This window comes from Iodobacter ciconiae (assembly GCF_003952345.1).
GTDB classification, from domain to species: domain Bacteria; phylum Pseudomonadota; class Gammaproteobacteria; order Burkholderiales; family Chitinibacteraceae; genus Iodobacter; species Iodobacter ciconiae.
Genome location: NZ_CP034433.1, coordinates 3587216 through 3610663, shown reverse-complemented (window position 1 = coordinate 3610663; position 23448 = coordinate 3587216). Strand labels below are relative to the sequence as shown.

Sequence of the window (23448 nt, the reverse complement as noted above, 5' to 3'; positions counted from 1 at the left end):
TTTAATAAAGGACATTTTATGAAGCAGCATTTACAGCCCCGCTCTGAATTGGCCAGTGTATTACATGGTTTACGCCAACACTTTATCATTGCCGGCGTTTTTAGCTTCTTTATTAATTTACTGATGCTGGTGCCCTCTATTTATATGCTGCAGGTTTACGACCGGGTATTAGCCAGCAGAAATGAAACTACCTTAATTATGATTACGGTGATTACACTGGGGCTATATGGCTTAATGTCTTTATTAGAAATGGTGCGCTCCAGATTACTAGTGCGTATCAGTAGTAAATTGGATTCACAGCTCAACGCCCGGGTATTTACCGCAGCATTCGAGCGTAATTTAAGAGCAGGTAATAGCGATGCAGGCCTGGCACTGGGTGATTTAAACAATATTCGCCAGTTTTTAACCGGCCAGGGTTTATTTGCTTTTTTTGATGCCCCCTGGGCACCTATTTATTTAGCCGTGTTATTTATGCTCGGCTCCTTGCTGGGCTGGCTGGCAGTAGTGGGTGCGGTGTTATTGGCATCACTGGCTTATATCACCGAACTGGTCAGCAAAAAACCTATTGCCGAAGCCACCACCCATTCCAATTTAGCCACCAGTTTTGCAAATAATAATTTGCGCAATGCCGAAGTGATTGAAGCCATGGGGATGCTGGGAGGATTAATGCAGCGCTGGTATAAACACCACGGCAAGTTTCTGGCCCTGCAAGGCGAGGCCAGTGATAAGGCCGGTGGTATTTCGGCGATTACCAAATTTACCCGGATTAGTTTGCAATCTTTAATTCTAGGTGCCGGGGCTCTGCTGGTCATCGAAGGCTCCACCACGCCGGGAGCAATGATTGCCGGTTCTATCTTGATGGGCCGCGCTTTAGCGCCAATTGAACTGGCCATTGGCACGTGGAAACAATTTATTAGCGTGCGTTCGGCTTATTCACGCCTGCAAGAATTAATGCATACTTTCCCTGCCCGCAGCATAGGTATGAGCCTGCCGCGCCCCAGTGGCCAGCTACTGGTGGATAACGCCTCGGCCATGATACCCGGCACGCAGAATATGGTGATCAGAGGGATGAACTTTGGCATGGCTGCCGGGCAAATTTTGGGTGTGGTTGGCCCGAGCGCCAGCGGTAAATCTTCCTTAGCCCGTCTGCTGGTTGGTATCTGGCCAACCGTAATGGGCAAAGTACGGTTAGATGGTGTGGATGTTTATACCTGGAATAAAGCCGAGCTGGGCCCGCATCTGGGCTATCTGCCTCAGGATGTTGAATTATTCTCCGGCACCATCGCCGAAAATATCTCCCGCTTTGGCGAAATCGACAGCGAAAAAGTAGTTGCCGCCGCGCAAATGGCTGATGTACACGAGATGATCCTGCGCCTGCCCAAAGGCTATGACACCTCTATCGGCGAAGGCGGATCAGGATTATCGGGCGGCCAGCGCCAGCGCATCGGCCTGGCACGTGCCCTTTACGGCAACCCCAGCCTGATTGTGCTGGACGAGCCCAATGCCAATCTGGACGAACTGGGCGAGCGCGCCCTGGTACAAGCCATCTTAAAAGCCAAAGAAGCCGGTGCCACCATCGTGCTGATCACCCACCGCACCCATGTGCTAGCCATAGTCGATTTATTACTGGTCATGAATGAAGGCACCTTGCGCTATTACGGCCCGCGTGATCAGGTTTTAGCCGCGCTCAATCCGCCACCGGCCGTTGCGCCGTCAATGGCAGAGCAACAATCCTAAAACGCTGCCCAAAATGATCGTAAGGGTGGGTGAAACCTGCCAAAACCCCAACAACAGAGGGCTGCATCATGCTAAAACTTGCCAAACAAACATCACCCGAACCGATTTTAGACGTTGATAACACGCTCACCGACACCCGCTCGGTTACGCGGCTGGGCCTGTTTATTCTTTTCTTTGGCCTGGGTGGTTTTCTGCTCTGGGCAGCATTTGCCCCACTGGACGAAGGTGTTCCAACCAATGGCGTGGTCTCGGTAGAGAGTAAACGCAAGGCTATTCAGCACTTGCAAGGAGGAACGATTGAAAAAATACTGGTGAAAGAAGGCGCAGAAGTCGCCGCAAATCAGCCGCTGGTCCTGCTCGATCAAACCCAGGCCAATGCCTATTTATCTACGGTACAAAACAATTACTGGCAGACACAGGCACTGGCAGACCGCTTAAGCGCAGAGCTTAACCATAAGCCGCAGATTATTTTTAATGAAAAGATGCTAAAAGAAAATAATCCGCAAGCCAAAGCAATCATGGCCACGCAAAGCCAGCTCTTCACCACCCGCCACACCGCACTGATCAATGAAGGCAATATTCTGCAACAGAGCATTGCCGGGATTAACGAGCAGATCAATGGGCTGCAGGCCTTGGAAGCCGGGCGTAAACAACAGATCAAATTACTGGAAAAAGACATCGCAGGCCTGCGCGATCTGGTTGCCGATGGCTTTGCGCCACGCACACGTTTATTTGAAATGGAACGTTTATTTGCCCAAATCTCCGGTGAATACGGCGAGGGGCTCAGTCATATTGAACAGGCCAGCCGGCAAAAAGGCGAGCTAACCCTGAGAATTTTACAACGCTCTCAGGAGTTCAATAAAGAAGTAGAAACCCAGTACAGCCAGATTCAGAGCGATTTAAACCGCTGGAGCAATGAAATCAAAGCGCGTGAAGAAGATCTCTCCCGCACCATTTTGCGCTCGCCCACCTCCGGCCATGTAGTCGGGCTGAATGTGCACACCATCGGCGGCATTATTCGCCCCGGCGAAACACTGATGGAAATCGTGCCGGAGAACGACGAGCTGGTAGTAGAAATCCAGCTGCCACCGCATTTGATTGACAAAGTGCAACCCGGGCTCCTGGCCGATATCCGCTTCGCCTCGCTCGGTAATAAAGGCAGCGCGCCCATACTGGAGGGCAAGCTGAACAGCATTTCTGCCGACCGTATTGTTGATCCGCGGGGCAATGCCTATTTCAGCGCCAAGGTTGTAGTAACCAAAAACGGGCTTGCCGAGCTTAGCCATAAAAAACTGGCCATCCAGCCCGGTATGTCAACCGAGGTCATCATTAAAACAGGCGAGCGCAGCCTGCTCGATTACATCATTCGCCCCTTACTGAACCGCCTTGCCTTTGCATTTACTGAAAAATAGGGAGCTGACGATGCGTGCAAAATTATGCCTGATTCCCATCTTGCTACTCGGCGCAGCCCATGCCGCAGACTTAGCCAATCTTTACCCCAAGGCCATGCAAAATGACAGCCGCTACGCTATTTCCAAAGCACAAAATTTAGCCGCCCAAGAAATCGTTCCTATTGCCAGAGCGGCGCTGCTGCCCAATTTATCGCTATCTGCCCAAAGCAGCCGGGAATGGGTAAATACAGAGTTTGATGTAGGCAGCGGTGCAAGATTGCAGAGTATTTCCAAAGACTACCTGTTTAATACTCAAAGCTATGCGGCAACACTCACCCAGCCCCTTTTCAGAATGGCCGCCTGGGATAATCTGTCCCAGGCAGAATTCCAGCAAAAAGAAGCCAGCCATGCACTTGATCGCAGCCAGCAAGAGCTGATCCTGCGGCTCTCCCAGCAATATCTGGATGTGCAGCTGGCATTTGATAAATTGCAGCTGCTGGGTGAACAAAAAAAAGCTTATCAAGAGCAAAAAACCCAGGCCAGTAAATGGTATGCCGCCGGTTATGGCACGGTCACCGATGTGAACGAAGCACAAAACCGTCTGGATTTTGTTGATGCCGACATCCTGTCAGCAGAGGCTGCGCATAGCAATAAGCTGCACGAACTAAGCGTTACGGTTGGGGAGCCCATGAGCAAACTGCCTCATCGCAAGCCCAGCAATATGGCTGCCGATTTGCACCTGAAATACCCGCTGACCGAATGGCTGAGCCAGGCCAAGCAAAATAACCCCATTTTATTTGAACGCCAGGCATCTGTTGACGCGGCTCAACTGGAAATCAGTAAAAATATCGACCAGCACCTGCCCACCGTTGATCTGCGCCTGCGCAGCAGCTATGAAGACAGCCCCAACTACAGCACGGTAGATAACCTGATTAAATCCAATAGCATCATGATTTACGCCAGTATTCCGGTGTTTTCCGGCGGTGAAATCAACGCCCGCAGCAAACGCGCGGTCGCCCTGCACACTGCCGCCAGCGAAGATCAGCGTAATACCCTGCAACAGGTTGAGCTGGGGTTACGCCAGCAATATCTGGATTTAAGCTCCAGTGCGGCGCAGATCAAAGCATTACAAGAAGCGGTGCGCTCCGGCAATGTGCTGATTCAATCCACCCGCAAAGGCATCCAGTCAGGCGTGCGCAGCAATGTTGATTTACTCAACGCCCAAAGTCGCTTTTTTGAAGCCCAGCAAAAACACACGGCTGCCCAATACAGCTATTTAAGCGGCTATATCCGGCTTAAATTTTATGCCGGTACCTTACAAGAAAATGATTTACAGGCGGTAGATCAGCTCCTGCACTAATTAAGATGGCAAATTTCACCAGCCCTAATAAAAAAACATAAAAAATGCAGGAATATTGATGCCACCGCACTCCAGCAATATAGAATTCAACCCCAGACTTGAGCATATTCGTGCTTTGGCAGCCTTATTAGTTTTTTTCTTTCACGCATTTCATCATTTTTATGGAAACTGGAAATCATTCCCCGAGCAGCCTTTATTTGCCATCATTACCGAGGGCCATCTTGGGGTAGGTTTATTTTTTACCTTATCTGGCTTTTTGTTTATGAAAATAGCCATGACAGGCAATATAAATTATCGCCGTTTTATTTTTAACCGTTTTCTGCGTATTTTCCCCTTATTTTTACTGGTGTTTTTTCTGGCTATATCACTGGGGCGCGATAAATTTCAAGCACAGGATTTACTCTACCTGTTAATTAGTAATATTGGCAAACCCGCCACCTCGGATTATTTTGTTACCGGTGCGGCCTGGACAATTTCAATTGAATTTACTTTTTATCTTATCTTTCCATTTTTAGCATTATTTGTCCGCCAGCAGGGCCTGGCCTATATTGGCAGACTACTACTTATCTTTCTGGTTTTAAAGTTATGTGTATTAAGCCTCGCCGGGCATCCTGCCCATGTATTGCAATCCACACAGATAGGCAGGCTGGATCAATTTTTAATTGGCATGGGCTTTGCCACATTAGGCAGCAGCCTGTTTTTTAAAAAACCCTATGCATTAATTATTTCGCTGGCAACAATTCTTGCCATCAGCATATTTCGCTCTCAATATGCCCTGTTATTTAATGAAAACAGCCGCAGTATGATTCTAATCATTTGGTATACCCTGGAAGCATTGCTGTGGGGTTTTTTTATTTATGCTTATATAAATATACAATGGCGGCCAGCACATATGATAGAAGAGTTTTTTTCTTTTATTGGCCAGAGATCTTACTCATTCTATCTGCTGCACGCCATGGTGCTCTATTTAATAAATTACTATATACCTATCAGTTTATCCCTGCCTATTTTATTAATAAAAATTTCAATAGCGTTTATTCTAAGCTGCTTATTGGCTGATTTAAGCTGGCGCAGCATTGAATTACCGTTCTTAAATTTACGCCAGCATTATGTGCATTAACCCCCTAAAAGAGTATTAATGTGCGTAACCGGGCTGCAGATTAATAAATTATTTTCTTTAACGGAGCAATAAAAATGAACAATCGATTTGAAGAAATATATGCCACCAATGAATGGGGCACAGGCTCTGGCGAAGGCTCATTGCCTATTCATACCCAAAGCTATATTGATTTTCTTGAACAATTTACCCTTAAAAACAAGATTAAATCTGTTCTGGATATGGGATGTGGTGATTGGCAGTTTTCAAAAAACATTCATTGGGATGGCATACAATATCAGGGCTATGACGTTGTAAAATCAGTTGTCAGCTATAATCAGCAGCATTATACGGCTCCAAATATCCGGTTTCAGCAGTATTCAGGTAATCCGGATGATTTGCCCAATGCAGAATTAATCATTGCTAAAGATGTATTGCAACACCTGTCGAATCAAAGCATTGAATGTTTTATTAAAAATATGACCCGCTATCCCTATGCGCTCATTACCAACTGTGTTAATCCGGGTGCAATAACGATCAACCATGATATCAACACTGGCGATTTCAGGTATCTGGATCTGCGCCTGGCCCCCTTTCACCTGTCAGCCAGGGAGGTTTTCTCTTTTACCAATGCAGATAACACAGGTAATGAAGCACCACGCTGGCTAAAAAAAGTGCTCCTGATAGAAAACCACTCCACCCCATCCTGATCGCTATGCCATAAATCACGCCGAAGCCGGGATAAATAACTCAAGTGGCCGGGGCCTTTAGTGATTCTGTATATCCAATACCTGGCTGTCTTTTCTTTAATTGGCTCATCTCTGCATAATTAGCCATATTATCCAGGCTTTTACCGGCTCGGCTTCTTTGGTAAATAAAGCCTTCAGTAAAAAAGAAAAACCCCGCATCGGTAACAGACGCGGGGTTTCAGATAGCAGAAACACAAGACTTAAAGCACGATTGAGACTCCCCCTTTTAGAATAAGGAGAAACTTGCGGTGATATTTCCTTGAGTGAAATCAGCCGCTACCATGCCTACCCTCACAATTTCGTGGAAAGTATCTGATGTTGAAAGTATATCGCCAGCACCAATACTATTTTCTATATAACCATATACAGCTTGCGAGTTGGTAGCATCAAACCAAACTGTTGCAAGCCCCTCCCCAAGAGTAAGCCCTGAATCCATTCCCACAGACGAAGTAAAGGTTGTTGTTCCAATCGCAGTTGCAAAACTTGTTGCTGCAACATTTGATAAGATAACCAGATTTACCGTATTAGCTAGTAAGGTTCCAGTAGAGCTTGCTCCGGTAAATGAAGCAACCGCAGCTCCTGCAGCTACACCAGCACTAATATCGCCACCAGCAGCATTACTTAATGTGTCAAAAAGCCCACCATTATCAGTAATGTTACCAATAGTGATAGAAACAATATCTGTACCAGCTTTGAACCCAGTTACCGTATCAGCATTAAGCACCCCGGATTCTGAATACTTCAAGGTATCAACTGCTGAAGTGGTTTCAGTCAGAACAATTGAATCTTTGCCTGCAGCACCTGTAACCGTATCTGCCCCCTCTCCGCCAGTAATCAAATCTGCAAAGGCAGAACCATTAATCACGTCAGCTTTAGAGCCACCAGTAATGGTAATCGCATTAGCTGCTGCAGCAGCTACAGTCAGAATACCTGTTAATGCAGAAGCATCGATTTTGGCTGCAGTAACGCCCCCAGGAAATTCATATCACTTGCGCCGCTCACATTAATCGTACCGCCAGGGGCACCTGCGGAAGAACTCATAACTAATGTACTAGTAAATTGAGCAGGAGCCACAGACACCGGCACAACAGTCGGAGTGGCCGGATTAAATGCCAGAGCAACATTAGTACCTGTATTGATATTTAGCGTCTCGACACCGGTAAACGTTGCTGCGCCTGCACAATCCCAGCCATTCATATTCAAGTTCATCGTATCGCTGGCAGATATTCCCCCCACAGTAAAACCGATGGCACCTGCGGAATTAGCCCCCAATGCCACGGTATTGCCAGTATTCAAAGTAAGCGTACCAGCGTTAATTCCCCCCATCGCCGCCACTGACGTGACACCCACAAACTTGGTTACATCAACAGTAGCGAGTGCATTTGAAGCCACCAGAGTCTCAAAATTGGTAAACGAAGCCGCTTTTGTGGGGGTTGTTACCGTGTTAGCCACAATATCTGCTGAAGTCATAATAAGAGAATCAGTACCCGCACCGGCATCAATACTGCCACCAATACCAAATTGCGTTGCGGTAACCGTGTCATTACCTGCCCCTGTTGTATGTACAACAGTAGAAGCTGCAAGGCTGATCGAATCAGCACCTGCAGATGCAGAGCCCGCAAACTGCTGCGCTGTACCCAGTGCGCTCTTTAACACGACCCCTCCGGTGCTGGTGCTGGTGATAACCCCGCCGCTCGTCAGAGTTAAGGTATCCGCAGTAAATTGACCGGCACCCGAAACATCCAACTTGGTTGCCAGTGCACTACCCAAAGCATCCATTTGTAAGTCAACATCTGCTTTCACAGCCACTGACACAGCCTTGGCCGTCACGGCAGTCACGTCAAATGATTTTGAAGTAACTGCATTAATCGTTAACGATGTGGCTTCAGCGTCGGTAACAACAGTTGTACCCGCATCCGTGCCTGCAGCGCCTTCATCTACTCCATTCAAATTAAGGGTCAGGTTACGAGTTGCAGCGGCGGCAGTTAATGTCACGTTATTTACAGTAGTTGCAGCTGTGAGTGTTGACAAATTAAGGGTGCTGACTCCGTCACCAGTAATGCTTGAGCCGCCAGTTGCACCTGTAACCGATACTGTTTTTAGCGAGCTGCCTGTAGCTGCTGCCGTACCGCTGCGATCAGTAATTGCAACACTCGTACCATTTGTCACACTAACCGAAGAAAGATTATTCGCAACGCCAGTACCGCCCACAGTGACCGCCCCCGTACCCGCGGTAATCACCAAATCACCACCAGTACCTACAACCGTTGTGGTATTTGCACCAGAATTAAACAAGAGAGCCGAAGTGCTTGTGGCACCGGTCACGCTCATATTACCCGCGCCCTGCACTGTCAGTTTTGTCAGGCCGGTCCAGCCAGAAACATCAGCTGTCACACCAAGGCTGGACACCAAGCTGGCTGTTTCAATGTTTTTAACCACTTGGCTACTTGATGTAGAAATCGCGGCAGTATCCGAAACGCTTAAGCTGTCTGTGCCAGCACCACCATCAAGTGAATCAAGCGGGCCAAAACCACCCACTTTGGTAGATACAAAGTTGTCCCCTCCTGCCCCGCCAACAAAGGCATCAATGCCTTCGGTGAGGGCAAAGCTGGTCACAACACTAGGCAGAACCAGCTTGGCAACCTCGGTTGGAATCGCAGCCGTCGACGTAGCCTGATTGGCCGTTGTTACCGTTGCCATAAATGTGCGTGCCGTGATGGCAGAGGCATCACCAACATATTTCAAGATGCCCGAAGCATCAGAAACGGCAGTTGTGTAAGCATCTGCAACAGCCAGTTTAGAATTCAAAGTGGTTAAATCCGCACCCTGCGCGCCATTTAGCACGGCAACCGCCATCGTGCCTACAGTCATACGGCCAGCACCAATTTCATTCAGATAGAATTGCAAACCAGCGGTTTCTGCTGCACGGCCAAAAGCGGCCTGATATACAGCATTAATTTGTGCACCCAAAGATTGAGAACCAAACAGTGCAACTGATTCTGGCGAGACGGAAAAAGCAGTGGCAATTGCCGAGGCACCCCCTTCTTGATCAAATTTTTCTGCCCAGTATTGCTGCCCAGCATAGTCGGCTGGACGTTGATAGTAAGCGACATAGAGTTTTTGCACGAATGCTAATGCTGCTGCAGTTGCCATTTTACGAACTCCAAAAAGTTTATGTAAGCTATCGTCCAGCTTCACGCCAGGGCTTTACCATAATGGATCCGCCACCCGACAAATGCATTGTTCTCCCCCGCTATTTTTAAAAATGTGACGGCAAGCACAAAACACAAATTCACATTGCCTTATGAGGTAAACGGTGATCAACAAATTAATAAAATTTTTATCCTGTTGTTTTTAAATAACTTTTTAAATCACCCCTACCTTACATTCATTTACACCTTGCTTTTTAAAGCAAAAATGCAGCCAATGCATTTGGCATATCAACACAACGCTTGACAGAACAATAAAAACTTATCCGCATTGATATGCCTTCTGTGAAAAGACAAATCACTCCATGGGTACTGGATGGATGTTATTGCAGATTAAAGAGAGGAGGCACGAATGAAGAGCGGAGGCAAAAACAAGGGCAGCAGATCAGTAATATTGGGCGTATTTAATCAAAGCAAACCAGCTGCTACGGCGATAGCAAATGGGTAAAAACAGAATAATCTAATGCTTATTAATAGAGCGCATCTGTTTATGCTCTTTGTAAAAAGTGAAAGCGCTGCCCTGAAGAAGATGAGATGAGCCAAAGGCCAATCCCATCTACCTGAATAAAAAAATATTTTACCAACCAGGTGTTGCCGACTGATTTGCCTGTTATACAAACCGGCGTAATCTGTGTTTAAACAAAAAAACTGAATCAGGCGGTATATCAACAAATAAACGCAGGCATAAGCCAGCTGTTAATGATGAAGGTAATCCCTCTTAGAAAGAGTGCTTACTCCTTGGCCTTTTTACTTGCCAGAAAATCATCCAGCCCCTTCTGTACTAAATCGTAGGTTTTATCAATATTACTGGCAATGGTGCCATCAAGCACCTGCAGGCTTTTAAGGATATCTCTGGCTTCTTTAAACCCCCGCTCAACCCCTCCGCGAATCACCTTGGTGAATTCTTCGGCAGTTTTTTCCGGATCCTGCCCCGGTCTTTGCTTGGCAAAAGCTTCATAAAAACCAGTGGAAAGGGCAACAATCCGCCCGGCAGTGCCTTCTGGTGAATTATCCTGCCCTAATGCATTTTTAATTGCATCATCACCAAATTCTGGCTTTAGTACTTCATTAATTTTATCAATGGCCGTTCTAAACAAGAGCTGCATTGGCTTATCACCACTGCTAATTGATACTTGTAAAGAGGCCTGTAAAATCTGCTGATTTGTCTGGGCCCGAATACGGGCTTCATTCAGCTCCGGCTTGGGGACCGCCTCTTTAACATCTTTTGTCTGGGCCACACTGCTGGCGGGGGTAGATTGGGAAACCGAGTTAACCACGATAAGCTCCTTATTTATTGCGTGTATAAAGGGACACAACAAATTATCGACAGGAAACCCACTTAACTTCAGTATTATATTGCCCCTGCTGATTGACGGCGTAATTCGGGGCGACTTGACGTAACGCAAAGCATGTAAAGTTGCAATATCCTTTCGTTTATTCAAATAGCATTCACAACGATGTTCCAATTCTGACTACAGTAATTTGATATGCCCCTGCCCATGCAATCTCATTGCCCTGCTCGAAGCCATCCAGGGTTTACTGACCGGCGCATTATTAATGGCGCTGGCAATCCAGTTTTTTTAAGCAGGCGGGTCTGCTTACAGGCAGGGCCACAGGTTTGGCATTTCTGCTGCACTACATCACCCATCGGTCGTATGGTACATATTGTTTCTTATTAATCTGCCCATTTATATTTTCTCTTACCGAGTACTGGATAAAGTACAACTCATCGTTGATTTATTTATTCTATGTGCGGGTTTTGGTGTTGTGAATCATAAGCAGTTATTCATTTCTATTTTAGGTGTTTTTTCCTTAAATCTGGCAATTGCAATTAACCACAGGCCAGACAGATATATCGTAATTTAATTCAAAAAAAAGGCCATTTTATAAATGACCTTTTTTTATTAAAAAGCAACAATCAAGCATTAACCTGCCTGCGACGATTCACCAGCAAGGCAATTAAACCCAATCCCATTAATGCATATGTTTCCGGCTCTGGCACAGGAGAGGCCAACATTCCCCTGCCTTGAATTCCCATTAAATCAAAACCAGGAGACCAGCCAGCCACATCAGTGCCACGGATCATTACCTGGCTTACCCCGCTTAAACCTGTACCAGCCAGGCTTAAGAATGAAGACACCGGATTATAAGTGCTTCCCAAAGGCGCGCCTTCTGTCACTGAACCAATTTGAGTCCAGGCATCAGCAGTATTTAACTTTCCCCAAATGCTGACATTTGATAAAGCCCCTGCATCCACATAATAAATATCCAATCCACCGGTTGCTTTTTGCCCATTAAAGCCATACACAGCAGAGTAATCGGTAGGAACTGAAACCCATTGAGAAACAGTAGGTACACCGAGGATAATATCAGGGTTGACCACTTCAGGAGGAGGAGCTGTCAGCGTACCGTTATTGCCATATGCAACAGCGTTAATACCTAAGGCGTCCTTAAAACTAATAAACTGATCCACATAAGCATTTACCGCATGCGCCGAATTAAACAGGCTAAGCAATATAATAATTGCAGCCGTATTTTTCTTGATATTCATGTCTATTCCTTAAATTTTTAAAATACATTATTTAAAAATACTGCTGCATTTATGAAATATATAAAATTATTTTTAAGAATAAAAATCTGAAATTAATCAATCAACAAAAACAGGCCAATTCAAATTAAATTAATCTACTTGCCTGATACATATTTTTACTGGCAACAACGCGGCATATCAACCGGCAACAACTTTGATATTTATGCTGCTGGTATTTAAGAAAAACAGAGTAAACAACGGTATACATTACGTTGTGCAATGTAAAAAATGTGAATTTATTACGTTAATTTGAGGCATGCTCCACCCAAAAAGCATGGAAACAGCGGTGCAAAAACTTATTGAAAGAAAAATTTTGAAATTTGAAAGATTAATTGGTATTAGCTAAAAATATAACGATGTGCCTTAGTTCACAAAAAAAGTATTTTGATAATCTCTCTCCATGCCCCCTAAAACCATTTGAAAAAATTGCGCCTTAAAACAGGCCGGCAAAGCCGGCCTGAACACTCCTCTAAACAGCTGTGGTTGCCAATTTTTTAGCTAAAGCATGCAAAGCTGCCGGGCGATTAGAACAACAACTCAACCGGCCAGCAGCTTTAGGAGCAAGATCCAGATCATAGGGCAGGCGCCCGGCGATCAACCACAGCCTTTCCTGTGGCAAGGCTGCAATCAGTGCTTGCTGTTCTTTAAATAATTTTGCGTTATAAGATACAAAAACGATTTGCTCCGCATGCGCAGCCTGGCTCAACACCCCACCTAACTCTACCGCTGCCGGCTGCAGAGCAATCCACTCTTCGCTAACCGTATAACCCAGCTCTCGCAAAGGCAGAGCCAGCGAATTACGTGCTTCCGGTGTTTTACCGAGTGCCACTTCATCGATTTCAGTGTGAGTACGCACTTCTGCACTAATTAAAAAAACAGGTTTATTTTTATCTAATTGCAAAGCATGGCCAGTAATCGCAGCCTGATGAACGCGTGCAGATAATTGCAATGCTTCAAAATCCAGTAAAGACGGCGCAAGGCTCGCCCAATCCGACATCCGATAGCGCTGTTTTAAAGCCAGGATACGCAGCACAGATTCATCAATCCGTGCGGCCGGAATCTCACCGGCTTTAACAGCATGTAAAACAGCAGCCAAAGCGGCAGCCTGTTTGGCAGGAGAATGCGAAATCAAAACGATATCAGCACCGGCTTTGATCGCCAACACGGCACCTGCTACGGTTCCAACGCTTTTACCAATTGCATCCATTTCCAGGCAATCGGTAATCACTACCCCCTGATAATTAAGCTCGTCTCTTAATAAACCAGTGAGAGTGGCATGGGAAAGGGTTGCAGGTTTTGCCGAATCGGGCTCAATTGCCGGAAAAGCAACGTGTGCAGTCATCAGCGCATCAAGCCCTGCAGCAAATGCGGCACTAAACGGGGCCAGCTCAACGGTATCTAAGCGGGCCCGATCGTAAGCCACTACCGGCATCTTGTGATGAGAATCCACTGCAGTATCACCATGCCCTGGAAAATGCTTACCAGTTGCAGCCATTCCTGCAGCCTGTATGCCCCGCAAAGCCGCCAAACCGTACTGGCAAACCTCGCTGACTGTTTCACCATAAGCCCGCACACCAATCACAGGGTTTTGCGGATTATTATTAATATCCAGTACCGGAGCAAAATTGATATTTATTCCCAGCGATTTCAGCTCGGCATTAGCCACCTTGGTGAGCGCTTCACAACCAGCTTCGCTGCCCGCACTTTTAAATGCCATGGCAGAAGGCAAAGGTGTAACACCACGCTCGATCCGCATCACCATGCCGCCTTCCTGATCTGTACCAATCAAGAGCGGCACCTGGCTTTGTTCCGCATTAATTTGTTGTAAACGCAAATTCAGCGCGGCAAGCTGGGAAGGCGTTTCAACATTGCGGCGAAATAAAATAACACCGCCAATCTGGTGCTCTCTAAGCATCTCTTCAATATGCAAATTAGGCACAAGACCATCAAACCCCACCATAAACAACTGGGCTATTTTCTGGCTAAGGGTAAGCGATTGTAAGAGTTCAGTGGCGTGCATGGGCAATGCTCCGGGGAGAAATAAGATCGTACGTCGCCATTATAATGCGACGAGTTTCGCCCGCCCTACGCGCTTTGTAATGTTGACAAGATAAGCAAAGCTGTGGGCAAAAGACTCCGAAGCCACGATGAACGATAAGAAAAGACATTGAAGTTTGAAAATACTCAAAGCCCATTTTTAATCAATAGCTAAATTCAGAACCTGTTTTATCCGTGAGCCGCCGCTCCCTGCTGGCAATCATCTGATCGCTCGCTGGAATACCTTCAGTGTAAAAAAAGCCGAACGATTAATCATTCGGCTTTTTTTAAATCACCCGGCATTCAAGCCAGGCGTTTTAATACTTCAGCCTTACCCAGCAAAGCCAGCACCGCATCCACCGAAGGCGTATGCGTGGTGCCGCACACTTTGGCGCGCAGTGGCATGCCTACCTGGCCCATTTTTACGCCCTGCGATTTGCAGAATTCTTTAATAAAGGCGGAAATGCTCGCGGTATCCCACACTTCCAATGCGGCAGCTTCACTGGCAAAGGTGCTCAGGCGGGCCAGATCATCGCTACTTAAATGCTTAGCCACAATCTCCGCCGATGGCGTCAGTGGCTGGTAAAAGTATTCTGCCCCTGTGGCTAGCTCTACGATGGTTTGCACACGCTCTTTCAGTAGGGCGACAACATCAACGAGTGCCGGGCCATGGCTTAGATCAAGACCTTTTTCGTCCAGAAAACGCTTTGCCAAGCCGGCAAGGCGGGCAGCATCTGCAGCCTTGATATGCTGGGCATTGAGCCACAGCAGTTTTTCTTTATCAAAGCGGCTGGGGCTGGCCGATACGTCTTTCAGATCAAACCATTCTACAAACTGCGCCATGGTGAAGCATTCGTCATCACCGTGGCCCCAGCCTAAACGGGCCAGGTAGTTGAGCAGGGCTTCCGGCAGATAACCGGCGCTGTCGTAATCCACTACACTCACGGCATCGCGGCGCTTGGATAGCTTCTGGCCCTGATCATTGTGAATCATCGGCAGGTGGGCAAATTGCGGTACTGCCGCCCCCAGCGCGTTAAAAATATGAATCTGGCGAGGCGTGTTGTTGACATGATCGTCACCACGAATCACCTGGGTAATACCCATATCCCAGTCATCCACTACTACGCAAAAATTATATGTTGGTGTGCCATCCGGGCGGGCAATGATGAGATCGTCCAGCTCGATATTGCCAATCTCGATCCGGCCTTTCACCAGATCATCCCAGGCAACCACACCATCCAGTGGCGTTCTGAAGCGCAACACCGGCTGCACGCCAGCTGGCGGCTCAGGTAGCACCTTGCCTTCCTCAGGCCTCCAGCGGCGGTCATATTTGGCTTTTAAACCCAAAGCTTCCTGCTCTGCACGCATGGCATCGAGCTCTTCTTTGGACATATAGCAAGGGTAGGCGTGGCCGCTGGCTAATAGCTGCTTTACTGCTTCACGGTAGCGATCCATGCGCTGCATCTGATAGAACGGGCCTTCATCGTAATCAATACCTACCCAATGCATGCCATCCAGAATCGCTTTAACCGATTCTGGTGTTGAGCGCTCTAAATCGGTGTCTTCGATACGCAGCACAAATTTGCCGCCATTTTTGCGTGCATGCGCCCAAGAAAACAGCGCAGTGCGCACGCCGCCAATATGTAACAGCCCCGTAGGACTAGGAGCAAAACGAGTACGTACAGTCATAAAAAAGCTACCGGGAATAATGCGTGGAAGGCGATATTGTAGCGGATTAGCGGCGGCGGCGGGTTACACCTGCTCTGCAAATTCGCACCTGCCCCTCAGAAAAGAGGGACTGTGGGCTATAGCGGGTAAAACCCGCCACTTTGTACATTTCATTTTACAAGGCGGCAGTACGTACCTGTTTCGCTGCCAGCACACGGTTATTGATATTCAACGGTAAATTACTGGGGTTTTGCACCACAATATTTTCACTTAACGCCGGCACAGTGCTTTGCACAGGGCTCTCGAAGCGCACCAGAATATCGTAGTAAGTACGCAAACGTTCAACAAAAATCACCGGCTCGCCACCACGGGCATAGCCATATTTAGCCGATTTGAAATATTGCGGATTACGCAAAAGCGGCAGCGTGGTCTTCACATCTACCCAGCTATCCGGATTTTTGCCCAGCTTCACGGCCAGGGCACGAGCATCCAGCAAATGGCCCAATCCTACGTTATAAGCGGCTAAAGCCAGCCAGGTGCGATCTGGCTCGGTAATATTTTCGGCCAGGCTGTCTTTCATAGTCTGAATATAACGCGCGCCACCCTGGATACTTTGATAGGGGTCGAGGCGATTCACGCCCAAGCGCTCTGCCGTATCGTTGGTCAGCATCATCATGCCACGCACCCCCGACATTGAAACCGCTTCCGGATCCCACATCGATTCCTGGTAAGACAATGCAGCAACCAGGCGCCAATCCAGACCCGTTTTTGTTTCAGCCTCTTTAAACCACTTTTTATAACGTGGCAAAATGACTTTGCGCTTATCCAGAAATGCAATTGCATCAACCTGACCCAGGCGGTTTACGTGCCCGTAATACCGGTCAAGCAAGCTGCGCATCTCTCCGTTTTGAGCCATTTTGCTAAAATAACCTTCAAACAGAGTGAATAACTCGCTATCGCCTTCAGGCGCAGCCCATGCAAGCTGCTGAACCGATCCCATATCACGTGAAATAGCAACTTTAGGGAAGTAGTTCTGGGCCACCTCCGCAGCGTGCGAATCAACCATTGCATAACTAAGCAGCCCGTTTGCAACGCGTTCAATCAAATCTTCGCTATCACCGTCTTCAACAGTCTGCCAGGTCAGATTAGGCTTATCTACTTTTAACTTATTGAGCGCCATCACATATTGCGGCAGCGTGCTGATACTGGCTTTCCCTGCACTTAGCTCAGCTAAAACGCTGGCAGCCGTTTTATTACTAGGGTAAATCAGTACCGGTTCAATGCTCTGGTAAGCGGGGCCAAATGCGAGTCCTTCGCTTTCAAAACCTTTTTGCACACCCACGGCAAAGTGAGCCTCATTCCCTTTCAGCCTGGAGAGTAACTCTGCATGGCTGCTGGTTACGATAAAACGCACTTTTAGCCCATTTGCTACTGCAAAGCGAGTAACGAGATCGTACTCCAAGCCTGCGTAATTGCCTTCGGCATCGACATAGAGTGTAGTCGGACCGTTTTGTACCAGTACGACGAGTTCTTGTGATTCTGCCCAAGGAAGAACCCGGTTGGAAGATTGTTCCGGCATATCGCCGCAACCCGTTAGAACAACTGTTGCTAGAGCCATGAGCCAATGTTTCATGCGCATCCCGTTTGTTGATACCGGTCGCATTCTGCACTATTTTTCACCAAGAGCACAAACACAGCTTTGCCTTAGGTAAAAATTGCGCTAGAATCCTTTTCCTCTTTGGAGAGGTGGCAGAGTGGTTGAATGTACCTGACTCGAAATCAGGCGTACTCGCAAGAGTATCGGGGGTTCGAATCCCCCTCTCTCCTCCAGATCATCAAAAACGGCAAGCATCTGGCTTGCCGTTTTTGCGTTGGGGAGCGCCAATATAAGGCCTACCTCCCATCCCGCGCTGTGAAAAATTACCCTTTCGTCATACCGGCCAGATCAACAATCGCAAACTTTTCCTTTTGGCGCAACTGCTTAAGTGCCCCGGAAAGTAGCAGCTGTGCGGCGTGTGATTGAAAATGCCGTCCGCATAAATCACTTACTGGCAATAATCCCATTAAACTATTTGTGAGCCAGATCGCATCGGATTGTTTGATCTCATCCAGCGTCCAGGCTCGTTTTTCCACCTGCAAACCATGCTGCACCGCAGCATCAAAAATTACCTCGCACATCACCCCGCTCACCCCGCTTTGCTCAAGTTTTGGTGTGCTCAAAATATTGTCGCTTAAAACCAACACATTGCTCATCACCCCTTCAATTACAAAACCATCCCTATCCAGCATCAGCCCTTCAAAAATATCCGGGTCATGCCACTCCCGGCGAGCGAGAACATTCTCCAGACGATTCAAGTGCTTAACACCAGCCAGAGCAGGTTGCCAGCTCGCCTGCGTGCTGCAAACACGCACTTTCACCCCCTGCTGATACAACTGCTCCGGGTACGCAGGCAAAGCCGCCAGCTGCACAATCCTGTTGGGCAGCAATTGATCCGGCACGCTATAACCACGAGCAGTTTCACCCCGGGTGATGATAATTTTAAGTACTGCATCAACCGGTCTAAGGCGACTCAGGTCTTCCAGCAAGATCGAAGCACTTGGGCAAACTATTCCCAAGGCAGCGCAGTCTTGCTCTAAGTGTGAGTAATGTCTGGCCCAAAACTCAATCGCCCCGCCAGTGCAACGCATGGTACGAAATACCCCGTCACCAAATTGAAACGCCCGATCAGCCATACTGATACGGTTTTGGGGCTGGCCATTAAGCAATCTCATTTTTATCATTCCCGAATAAATACAGGGAGGGCAAAACGATGAGTCCTGCCCTCCCTGCTAAATACTGATGCCGGGCCAATTGCGCCTGGCAGTTTATCCCTGCACGCCCAGGGCACGCAGCAGCCCACGTGCTTTATGCCGGGTTTCTTGCAGCTCGCGCTCTGGATCTGAATCAATCACAATACCAGCGCCCGCCCTGAAATAAAGCTGGTCCTGCCTTTGTAAAAAAGTACGAATCAGAATATTAAGATCCATTGATCCATCCAGATTGATATAACCCAGGCTGCCGGTGTAAGCATAACGGGGCCGATCTTCCAGCTCCCTGATAATTTGCATGCAGCGAACCTTGGGGCAACCTGTAATAGTTCCGCCAGGAAATAACGCCCTGAGGATATCTGCAGGTGTTTGCCCTGCCTTTAACTGCCCACATACATTGGATTCGATATGATGAACAAAAGCATAGGTCGCCACAGCCATCAGCTCGTCCACCTGCACCGTTCCCGCCGTACAAATGCGCCCCAGATCGTTACGCTCTAAATCAACCAGCATAATATGTTCGGCACGCTCTTTGGGCGTAGCCAAAAGCCGTGCTTTAAGTCCGGCGTCTTCAATAGGATCAAGCGATCTGGGGTGAGTGCCAGCAATAGGCCTGGTTTCAACCAGATCGCCTTTCACTTTAACTAGGCGCTCAGGCGACGAGCTAACCACGGCACCATGGCAGCCTAAATCGAGCAGGGTAGAAAACGGCGCAGGATTACGCACACGCAGGCTGGCAAATAACTCTGCAGGGCTTAGAGCCTGAGCAAGTTGCACATCCCAGCCCCGGGATAAGTTCACCTGAAAAACATCCCCTTCTCTTATATATATAAGAGCTCGCTGTGCACCTTGTAAAAAGGCAGCTGGATCATCCTCAGTAATTGATGCAATTTGTGGCAAGTCGGGATTAAATTCAGGTGTATGAGCAACTCGTTCAGCGAGCATTTCCAGCTCTTCCAGTGTTTCCGCCACCAGCCAAGCTTGACCAGACGGGCGCTCAAGCAACACCGCAGCAGGAATGCGCAGTAGCGCTGCAACAGGAAAATCAGCCTCGGAGCGATGCGCAACATGCGGCTCAAACGTAGAAAGCAGCTCATAGCCCGCATAAGTAAACCAGCCCCCTGCAAAGGGCGCATCAACAGGCAGATCTTCCGGCCGGGGCAGCTGGGTATCCAGGGGCAGGCTGCGTAAATCACTCACAAAAGCATCCCCTTCCGCATAAACACGCACTTCACGTGGCAGGGAAAACAAGATATCCCACCCCGGCTGCCCTCCGCCTGTCTCGGCAAGGGCAGGAAAACGGGCAGGATCGCTGGCATGCAGCGCTAATAAATCAGGAGTTTGAGCTAGAGATAAACAGAACATAGTTAGTATTTTAACAGGGCAAGTGCAGCCTTATACCTTATCACTTAAAGAGGGGATAGTGACGTATTAAATACCCGGGCAGATCATCAATCCGGCAAACAAAAGTCAGTGTTTGCATAAACAGTGCATGACTTAAAAATAGCTTACGGCTATTTCAGAGCACTCACAATGCAATGCCCACAATGCAGTAATGCAAAATCACGGCAGGGTAGCAAACTGCTAGAATGTAGAAAATTTCACGACTAAAAAGGGGGCAATTATGCGCCTATCTGCCTTACTTCTCAGCCTGATCATCAGCGGCACAGCCTATGCAGCCCCCATAACTGTCTCCTCACTGGATTTAAACCGTTATTTAGGCCGCTGGTACGAAATCGCCAGTTTCCCCATGTATTTTCAGCGCATGTGCATTGCCGATACCACAGCGGAATACACTAAACAGGGAGACGATAAGATTGGTGTACTCAATCGTTGCCGCAAACAAGACGGCAGCTTTGCCGAAGCAAAAGGGCATGCCAGTGTTGTCCCCGATAGCGGAAATGCCAAATTAAAAGTCAGCTTTTTCTGGCCATTCTCTGCTGATTACTGGGTCTTTGGCTTAGGAGATGAATACCAGTGGGCGCTGGTTGGTAATCCGGATCGTAAATATCTATGGTTACTCTCACGCAGCCAGTCAATCAGTAAACAAGATTTAGACGCCGCCCTGGACATTGCAAAAGAGCAGGGCTTTGACATCAGCCAGCTTAATTACACATTACAGCACGAGAATTAACCACCAGTGAGATCGGCCTGTTTACCGATTAATACGACTTTGCCCAATTCTCTGATAGCTTGCTGATTTGTAAATAGCTGCCTTTTTCTTATAAAAACACTACTTAATATATGCTGCAATTTACAGACGCAAAAAAGGCTGCCGAAGCAGCCTTTTTTCTTACGTGTTTCCGTGCTTAAACTTTACGGAAAACCAGCGTGCCGTTGGTGCCGCCAAAACCGAAGGAGTTAGAGATTGCAACGTCAATCTTCATGTCTCTTGCAGTATTTGCCACATAGTCCAGGTCACAACCACCCGCAATATCCTGCTCGAAGATATTGATGGTAGGTGGGGACACCTGATTATGCAGAGCCAAAATGGAGTAAATGGCTTCCACACCACCCGCGCCGCCCAATAAATGGCCCGTCATGGATTTTGTAGAATTTACTACCAGCTTCTTGGCATGGTCACCAAAGGCAATTTTCAGCGCGTTGGTTTCATTTGCATCCCCCAACGGAGTCGATGTGCCATGGGCATTTACATAATCAACTTCATCAGGATTAATGCCCGCATCGCGCAAGGCATTCGTTACACCTCGTGCCGGGCCTTCTGCCGTTGGTGAAGTGATATGATAAGCATCCGAGCTCATACCAAAACCGATCAGCTCGGCATAAATGGTTGCACCGCGTTTTTTAGCATGCTCGTACTCTTCCAGTACCAGCACACCCGCGCCTTCACCCATCACAAAACCATCCCGCCCCGTATCCCAGGGGCGGGATGCCGTGGCCGGATCATCGTTGCGGGTAGAAAGCGCTTTCATTGCGGCAAAGCCACCCATGCCAAGACGGGAAATCGCGCCTTCAGCACCGCCAGCCACCATCACATCTGCATCGCCGTATTGGATAATACGGGCAGCATCACCAATGCTATGCGCACCAGTGGTACATGCAGAAACGATGCCATAACTTGGCCCTTGGTAGCCTTTTAAAATAGTGACATGACCTGCAACCAGATTAATCAGGCAACCTGGAATAAAGAACGGGCCAATTTTGCGCGGACCGCTTTCAAGCATAGCCGCGCTGGTCTGCTCGATAGACCAAAGGCCACCGATACCGGAACCAATATTCACACCAACGCGCGTCTTGTCCAGATCAGCAACATCATCAAGGCCAGCGTCTTTAATGGCCTGCAAAGCTGCGGCGATACCGTAATGGATAAACACATCCATGCGGCGTGCGTCTTTTGCCGAGATGTACTCGGTAATATCAAAACCTTTGACTTCACCAGCAATGGTGCAAGCCAGGTCACTGGCGTCGAAACGGGTAATTTGGGCGATGCCAGACTGGCCAGCAAGCAAATTTGCCCAGCCGGAAGCCACATCATTGCCGACCGGTGAGACATGTCCCAGGCCAGTGACAACTACTCTGCGTTTAGACACGGGGCAGTCTCCGTGAGATGGCCATATAGGCCAGATGGAACAAGACCTCCACAATCAACGCTTGCACGCTCATCGCAGAGGCCTCGAGAAAAACTAATTACTTGCTCAGGTTAGCATTGACGAAGTCAATGGCTTGCTGAACGGTAGTAATCTTTTCGGCTTCTTCGTCAGGAATTTCGCACTCGAATTCTTCTTCCAGTGCCATGACGAGTTCAACGGTATCGAGAGAATCGGCACCGAGGTCATTTACAAACGATGAGTCAATCTTAACGTCTGTTTCCGGCACGCCAAGTTGCTCGGCAACGATCTTCTTAACACGCTGTTCGATGTTTTCCATGAATTTATGTCCCAAGCCTTGTCTTAATTACTAAAAAAAACGTCAGCATTCTACCAAAAAAACAGCCACAGCAAACCTTTGTCGAGTGACTTCGGTCAAATGCACAACCAAAAAACCACGCTGAGCTGCAAAATAAATCTGCATACAGCGTGGAGACTACGTTAATTCATATACATTCCGCCGTTCACATGCAGGGTGTTACCCGTAATGTAAGCAGCTTTCTCTGACGCCAAAAAACTCACCGCATCTGCAATATCCTGCGGATTACCCAAGCGCCCCAAGGCAATTTGTTCGACAAGTTTAACCTTTTGTTCTTCAGGCAGCGACTTTGTCATATCCGTATCAATAAAACCGGGTGCAACCGCGTTCACAGTAACACCGCGGGAACCAATTTCACGCGCCAATGATTTGGTAAAGCCAAATAAAGCCGCTTTCGCCGAGCAATAATTAGCCTGGCCAGGGTTACCCGTAGCGCCAACAACCGATGCAATATTGATAATGCGGCCCCAACGCGCCTTCATCATGCCACGCATTACGGCCTTTGATAGCTTATACACCGGACGCAGATTAGTGGCCATCACCTCATCCCATTCATCATCTTTCATACGCATCAGGAGATTATCACGGGTAATACCTGCATTATTCACAAGAATGGTTACCGGGCCAAATTGCTGGGTAATCGAATCGATGATTGCATCACAAGCCCCCTCTTCAGTCACCTGCAGACGCAATCCACAGCCCGCATTACCTGCTTCTTTTAAGTAAGCCGTGATGGCTTCTGCACCCGCGTCCGAGGTTGCAGTACCAATCACCAGTGCTCCTGCACGAGCCAGCTCTAGTGCAATAGACTGGCCAATGCCTCGGGATGCACCGGTTACCAGTGCTACTTTACCTTCAAAACTCATGCCAAAATCT

At 47.9% G+C, this 23448-nt stretch carries 18 protein-coding genes and 1 tRNA gene; 7 read left to right on the top strand and 12 right to left on the bottom strand.

The window, feature by feature from the left end:
• The first annotated feature begins 18 nt into the window (after window positions 1-18).
• From EJO50_RS15910 to EJO50_RS15890, 5 genes are all read left to right on the top strand, one after another.
• Window positions 19-1737, top strand: coding sequence for a type I secretion system permease/ATPase (locus tag EJO50_RS15910; protein WP_125975799.1), 1719 nt, complete (start codon window positions 19-21; stop codon window positions 1735-1737).
• A gap of 68 nt (window positions 1738-1805) precedes the next feature.
• Window positions 1806-3149 (top strand): HlyD family type I secretion periplasmic adaptor subunit, encoded by a 1344-nt coding sequence (locus tag EJO50_RS15905; RefSeq protein WP_125975797.1) that lies wholly within the window; start codon window positions 1806-1808, stop codon window positions 3147-3149.
• Window positions 3150-3159: 10 nt separating this feature from the next.
• Window positions 3160-4488 (top strand): TolC family outer membrane protein, encoded by a 1329-nt coding sequence (locus EJO50_RS15900; protein ID WP_125975795.1) that lies wholly within the window; start codon window positions 3160-3162, stop codon window positions 4486-4488.
• A gap of 58 nt (window positions 4489-4546) precedes the next feature.
• Complete coding sequence (locus EJO50_RS15895; RefSeq protein ID WP_125975793.1) at window positions 4547-5608, top strand: acyltransferase family protein; 1062 nt, start codon at window positions 4547-4549, stop codon at window positions 5606-5608.
• 74 nt (window positions 5609-5682) lie between these two features.
• The gene (locus tag EJO50_RS15890; RefSeq protein WP_125975791.1) at window positions 5683-6294 is read left to right on the top strand and encodes a class I SAM-dependent methyltransferase; all 612 of its coding nucleotides are present in this window, start codon (window positions 5683-5685) and stop codon (window positions 6292-6294) included.
• Between the two features lie 265 nt (window positions 6295-6559).
• Here EJO50_RS15890 and EJO50_RS15885 read toward each other — a convergent pair whose 3' ends face one another.
• The 7 genes from EJO50_RS15885 to mltF all read right to left on the bottom strand — a co-directional run bounded on the left by EJO50_RS15885 (window position 6560) and on the right by mltF (window position 17470).
• Window positions 6560-7198: a calcium-binding protein gene (locus tag EJO50_RS15885; RefSeq protein ID WP_125975789.1), complete on the bottom strand. Its 639-nt coding sequence runs from the start codon at window positions 7196-7198 to the stop codon at window positions 6560-6562.
• Window positions 7199-7266: 68 nt separating this feature from the next.
• Window positions 7267-9486: a DUF4214 domain-containing protein gene (locus EJO50_RS15880; RefSeq protein WP_125975787.1), complete on the bottom strand. Its 2220-nt coding sequence runs from the start codon at window positions 9484-9486 to the stop codon at window positions 7267-7269.
• 787 nt (window positions 9487-10273) lie between these two features.
• Window positions 10274-10819: a DUF5610 domain-containing protein gene (locus EJO50_RS15875; protein ID WP_206434411.1), complete on the bottom strand. Its 546-nt coding sequence runs from the start codon at window positions 10817-10819 to the stop codon at window positions 10274-10276.
• A gap of 641 nt (window positions 10820-11460) precedes the next feature.
• Entirely contained in the window at window positions 11461-12093 is a 633-nt protein-coding gene (locus EJO50_RS15865; RefSeq protein WP_125975785.1) for a PEP-CTERM sorting domain-containing protein, read from the bottom strand.
• Between the two features lie 508 nt (window positions 12094-12601).
• Entirely contained in the window at window positions 12602-14152 is a 1551-nt protein-coding gene (gene nagZ, locus EJO50_RS15860) for a beta-N-acetylhexosaminidase (RefSeq protein WP_125975783.1), read from the bottom strand.
• Window positions 14153-14472: 320 nt separating this feature from the next.
• Window positions 14473-15858, bottom strand: a complete 1386-nt coding sequence (gltX, locus tag EJO50_RS15855; protein WP_125975781.1) for a glutamate--tRNA ligase — start codon at window positions 15856-15858, stop codon at window positions 14473-14475.
• 154 nt (window positions 15859-16012) lie between these two features.
• On the bottom strand, window positions 16013-17470 hold the full coding sequence (gene mltF, locus EJO50_RS15850; protein WP_164521533.1) for a membrane-bound lytic murein transglycosylase MltF: 1458 nt from the start codon (window positions 17468-17470) through the stop codon (window positions 16013-16015).
• Between the two features lie 107 nt (window positions 17471-17577).
• On the opposite strand from mltF, the gene EJO50_RS15845 reads away from it, so the two are divergent.
• Window positions 17578-17667 (top strand) — tRNA-Ser (locus EJO50_RS15845).
• 90 nt (window positions 17668-17757) lie between these two features.
• Here EJO50_RS15845 and pabC read toward each other — a convergent pair.
• Together pabC and EJO50_RS15835 are read right to left on the bottom strand one after the other, a co-directional pair.
• Window positions 17758-18609 carry an aminodeoxychorismate lyase gene (gene pabC, locus EJO50_RS15840; RefSeq protein ID WP_164521532.1) on the bottom strand — a complete coding sequence of 284 codons (852 nt, stop codon included), beginning with the start codon at window positions 18607-18609 and terminating at the stop codon, window positions 17758-17760.
• 93 nt (window positions 18610-18702) lie between these two features.
• Window positions 18703-20010, bottom strand: a complete 1308-nt coding sequence (locus tag EJO50_RS15835) for an aminodeoxychorismate synthase component I (protein ID WP_125975776.1) — start codon at window positions 20008-20010, stop codon at window positions 18703-18705.
• A gap of 259 nt (window positions 20011-20269) precedes the next feature.
• Here EJO50_RS15835 and EJO50_RS15830 point away from each other — a divergent pair, with 259 nt between their 5' ends.
• The gene (locus tag EJO50_RS15830; protein WP_125975774.1) at window positions 20270-20779 is read left to right on the top strand and encodes a lipocalin family protein; all 510 of its coding nucleotides are present in this window, start codon (window positions 20270-20272) and stop codon (window positions 20777-20779) included.
• A gap of 175 nt (window positions 20780-20954) precedes the next feature.
• Here EJO50_RS15830 and fabF read toward each other — a convergent pair whose 3' ends face one another.
• The 3 genes from fabF to fabG form a co-directional block, all read right to left on the bottom strand.
• Window positions 20955-22196 (bottom strand): beta-ketoacyl-ACP synthase II, encoded by a 1242-nt coding sequence (gene fabF / locus EJO50_RS15825; RefSeq protein ID WP_125975772.1) that lies wholly within the window; start codon window positions 22194-22196, stop codon window positions 20955-20957.
• Window positions 22197-22293: 97 nt separating this feature from the next.
• Window positions 22294-22533, bottom strand: coding sequence for an acyl carrier protein (gene acpP, locus EJO50_RS15820; RefSeq protein ID WP_125975770.1), 240 nt, complete (start codon window positions 22531-22533; stop codon window positions 22294-22296).
• 161 nt (window positions 22534-22694) lie between these two features.
• A complete protein-coding gene (gene fabG, locus EJO50_RS15815; RefSeq protein WP_125975768.1) occupies window positions 22695-23438 on the bottom strand; it encodes a 3-oxoacyl-ACP reductase FabG in 744 nt (247 codons plus the stop codon).
• Between the last annotated feature and the right edge of the window lie 10 nt (window positions 23439-23448).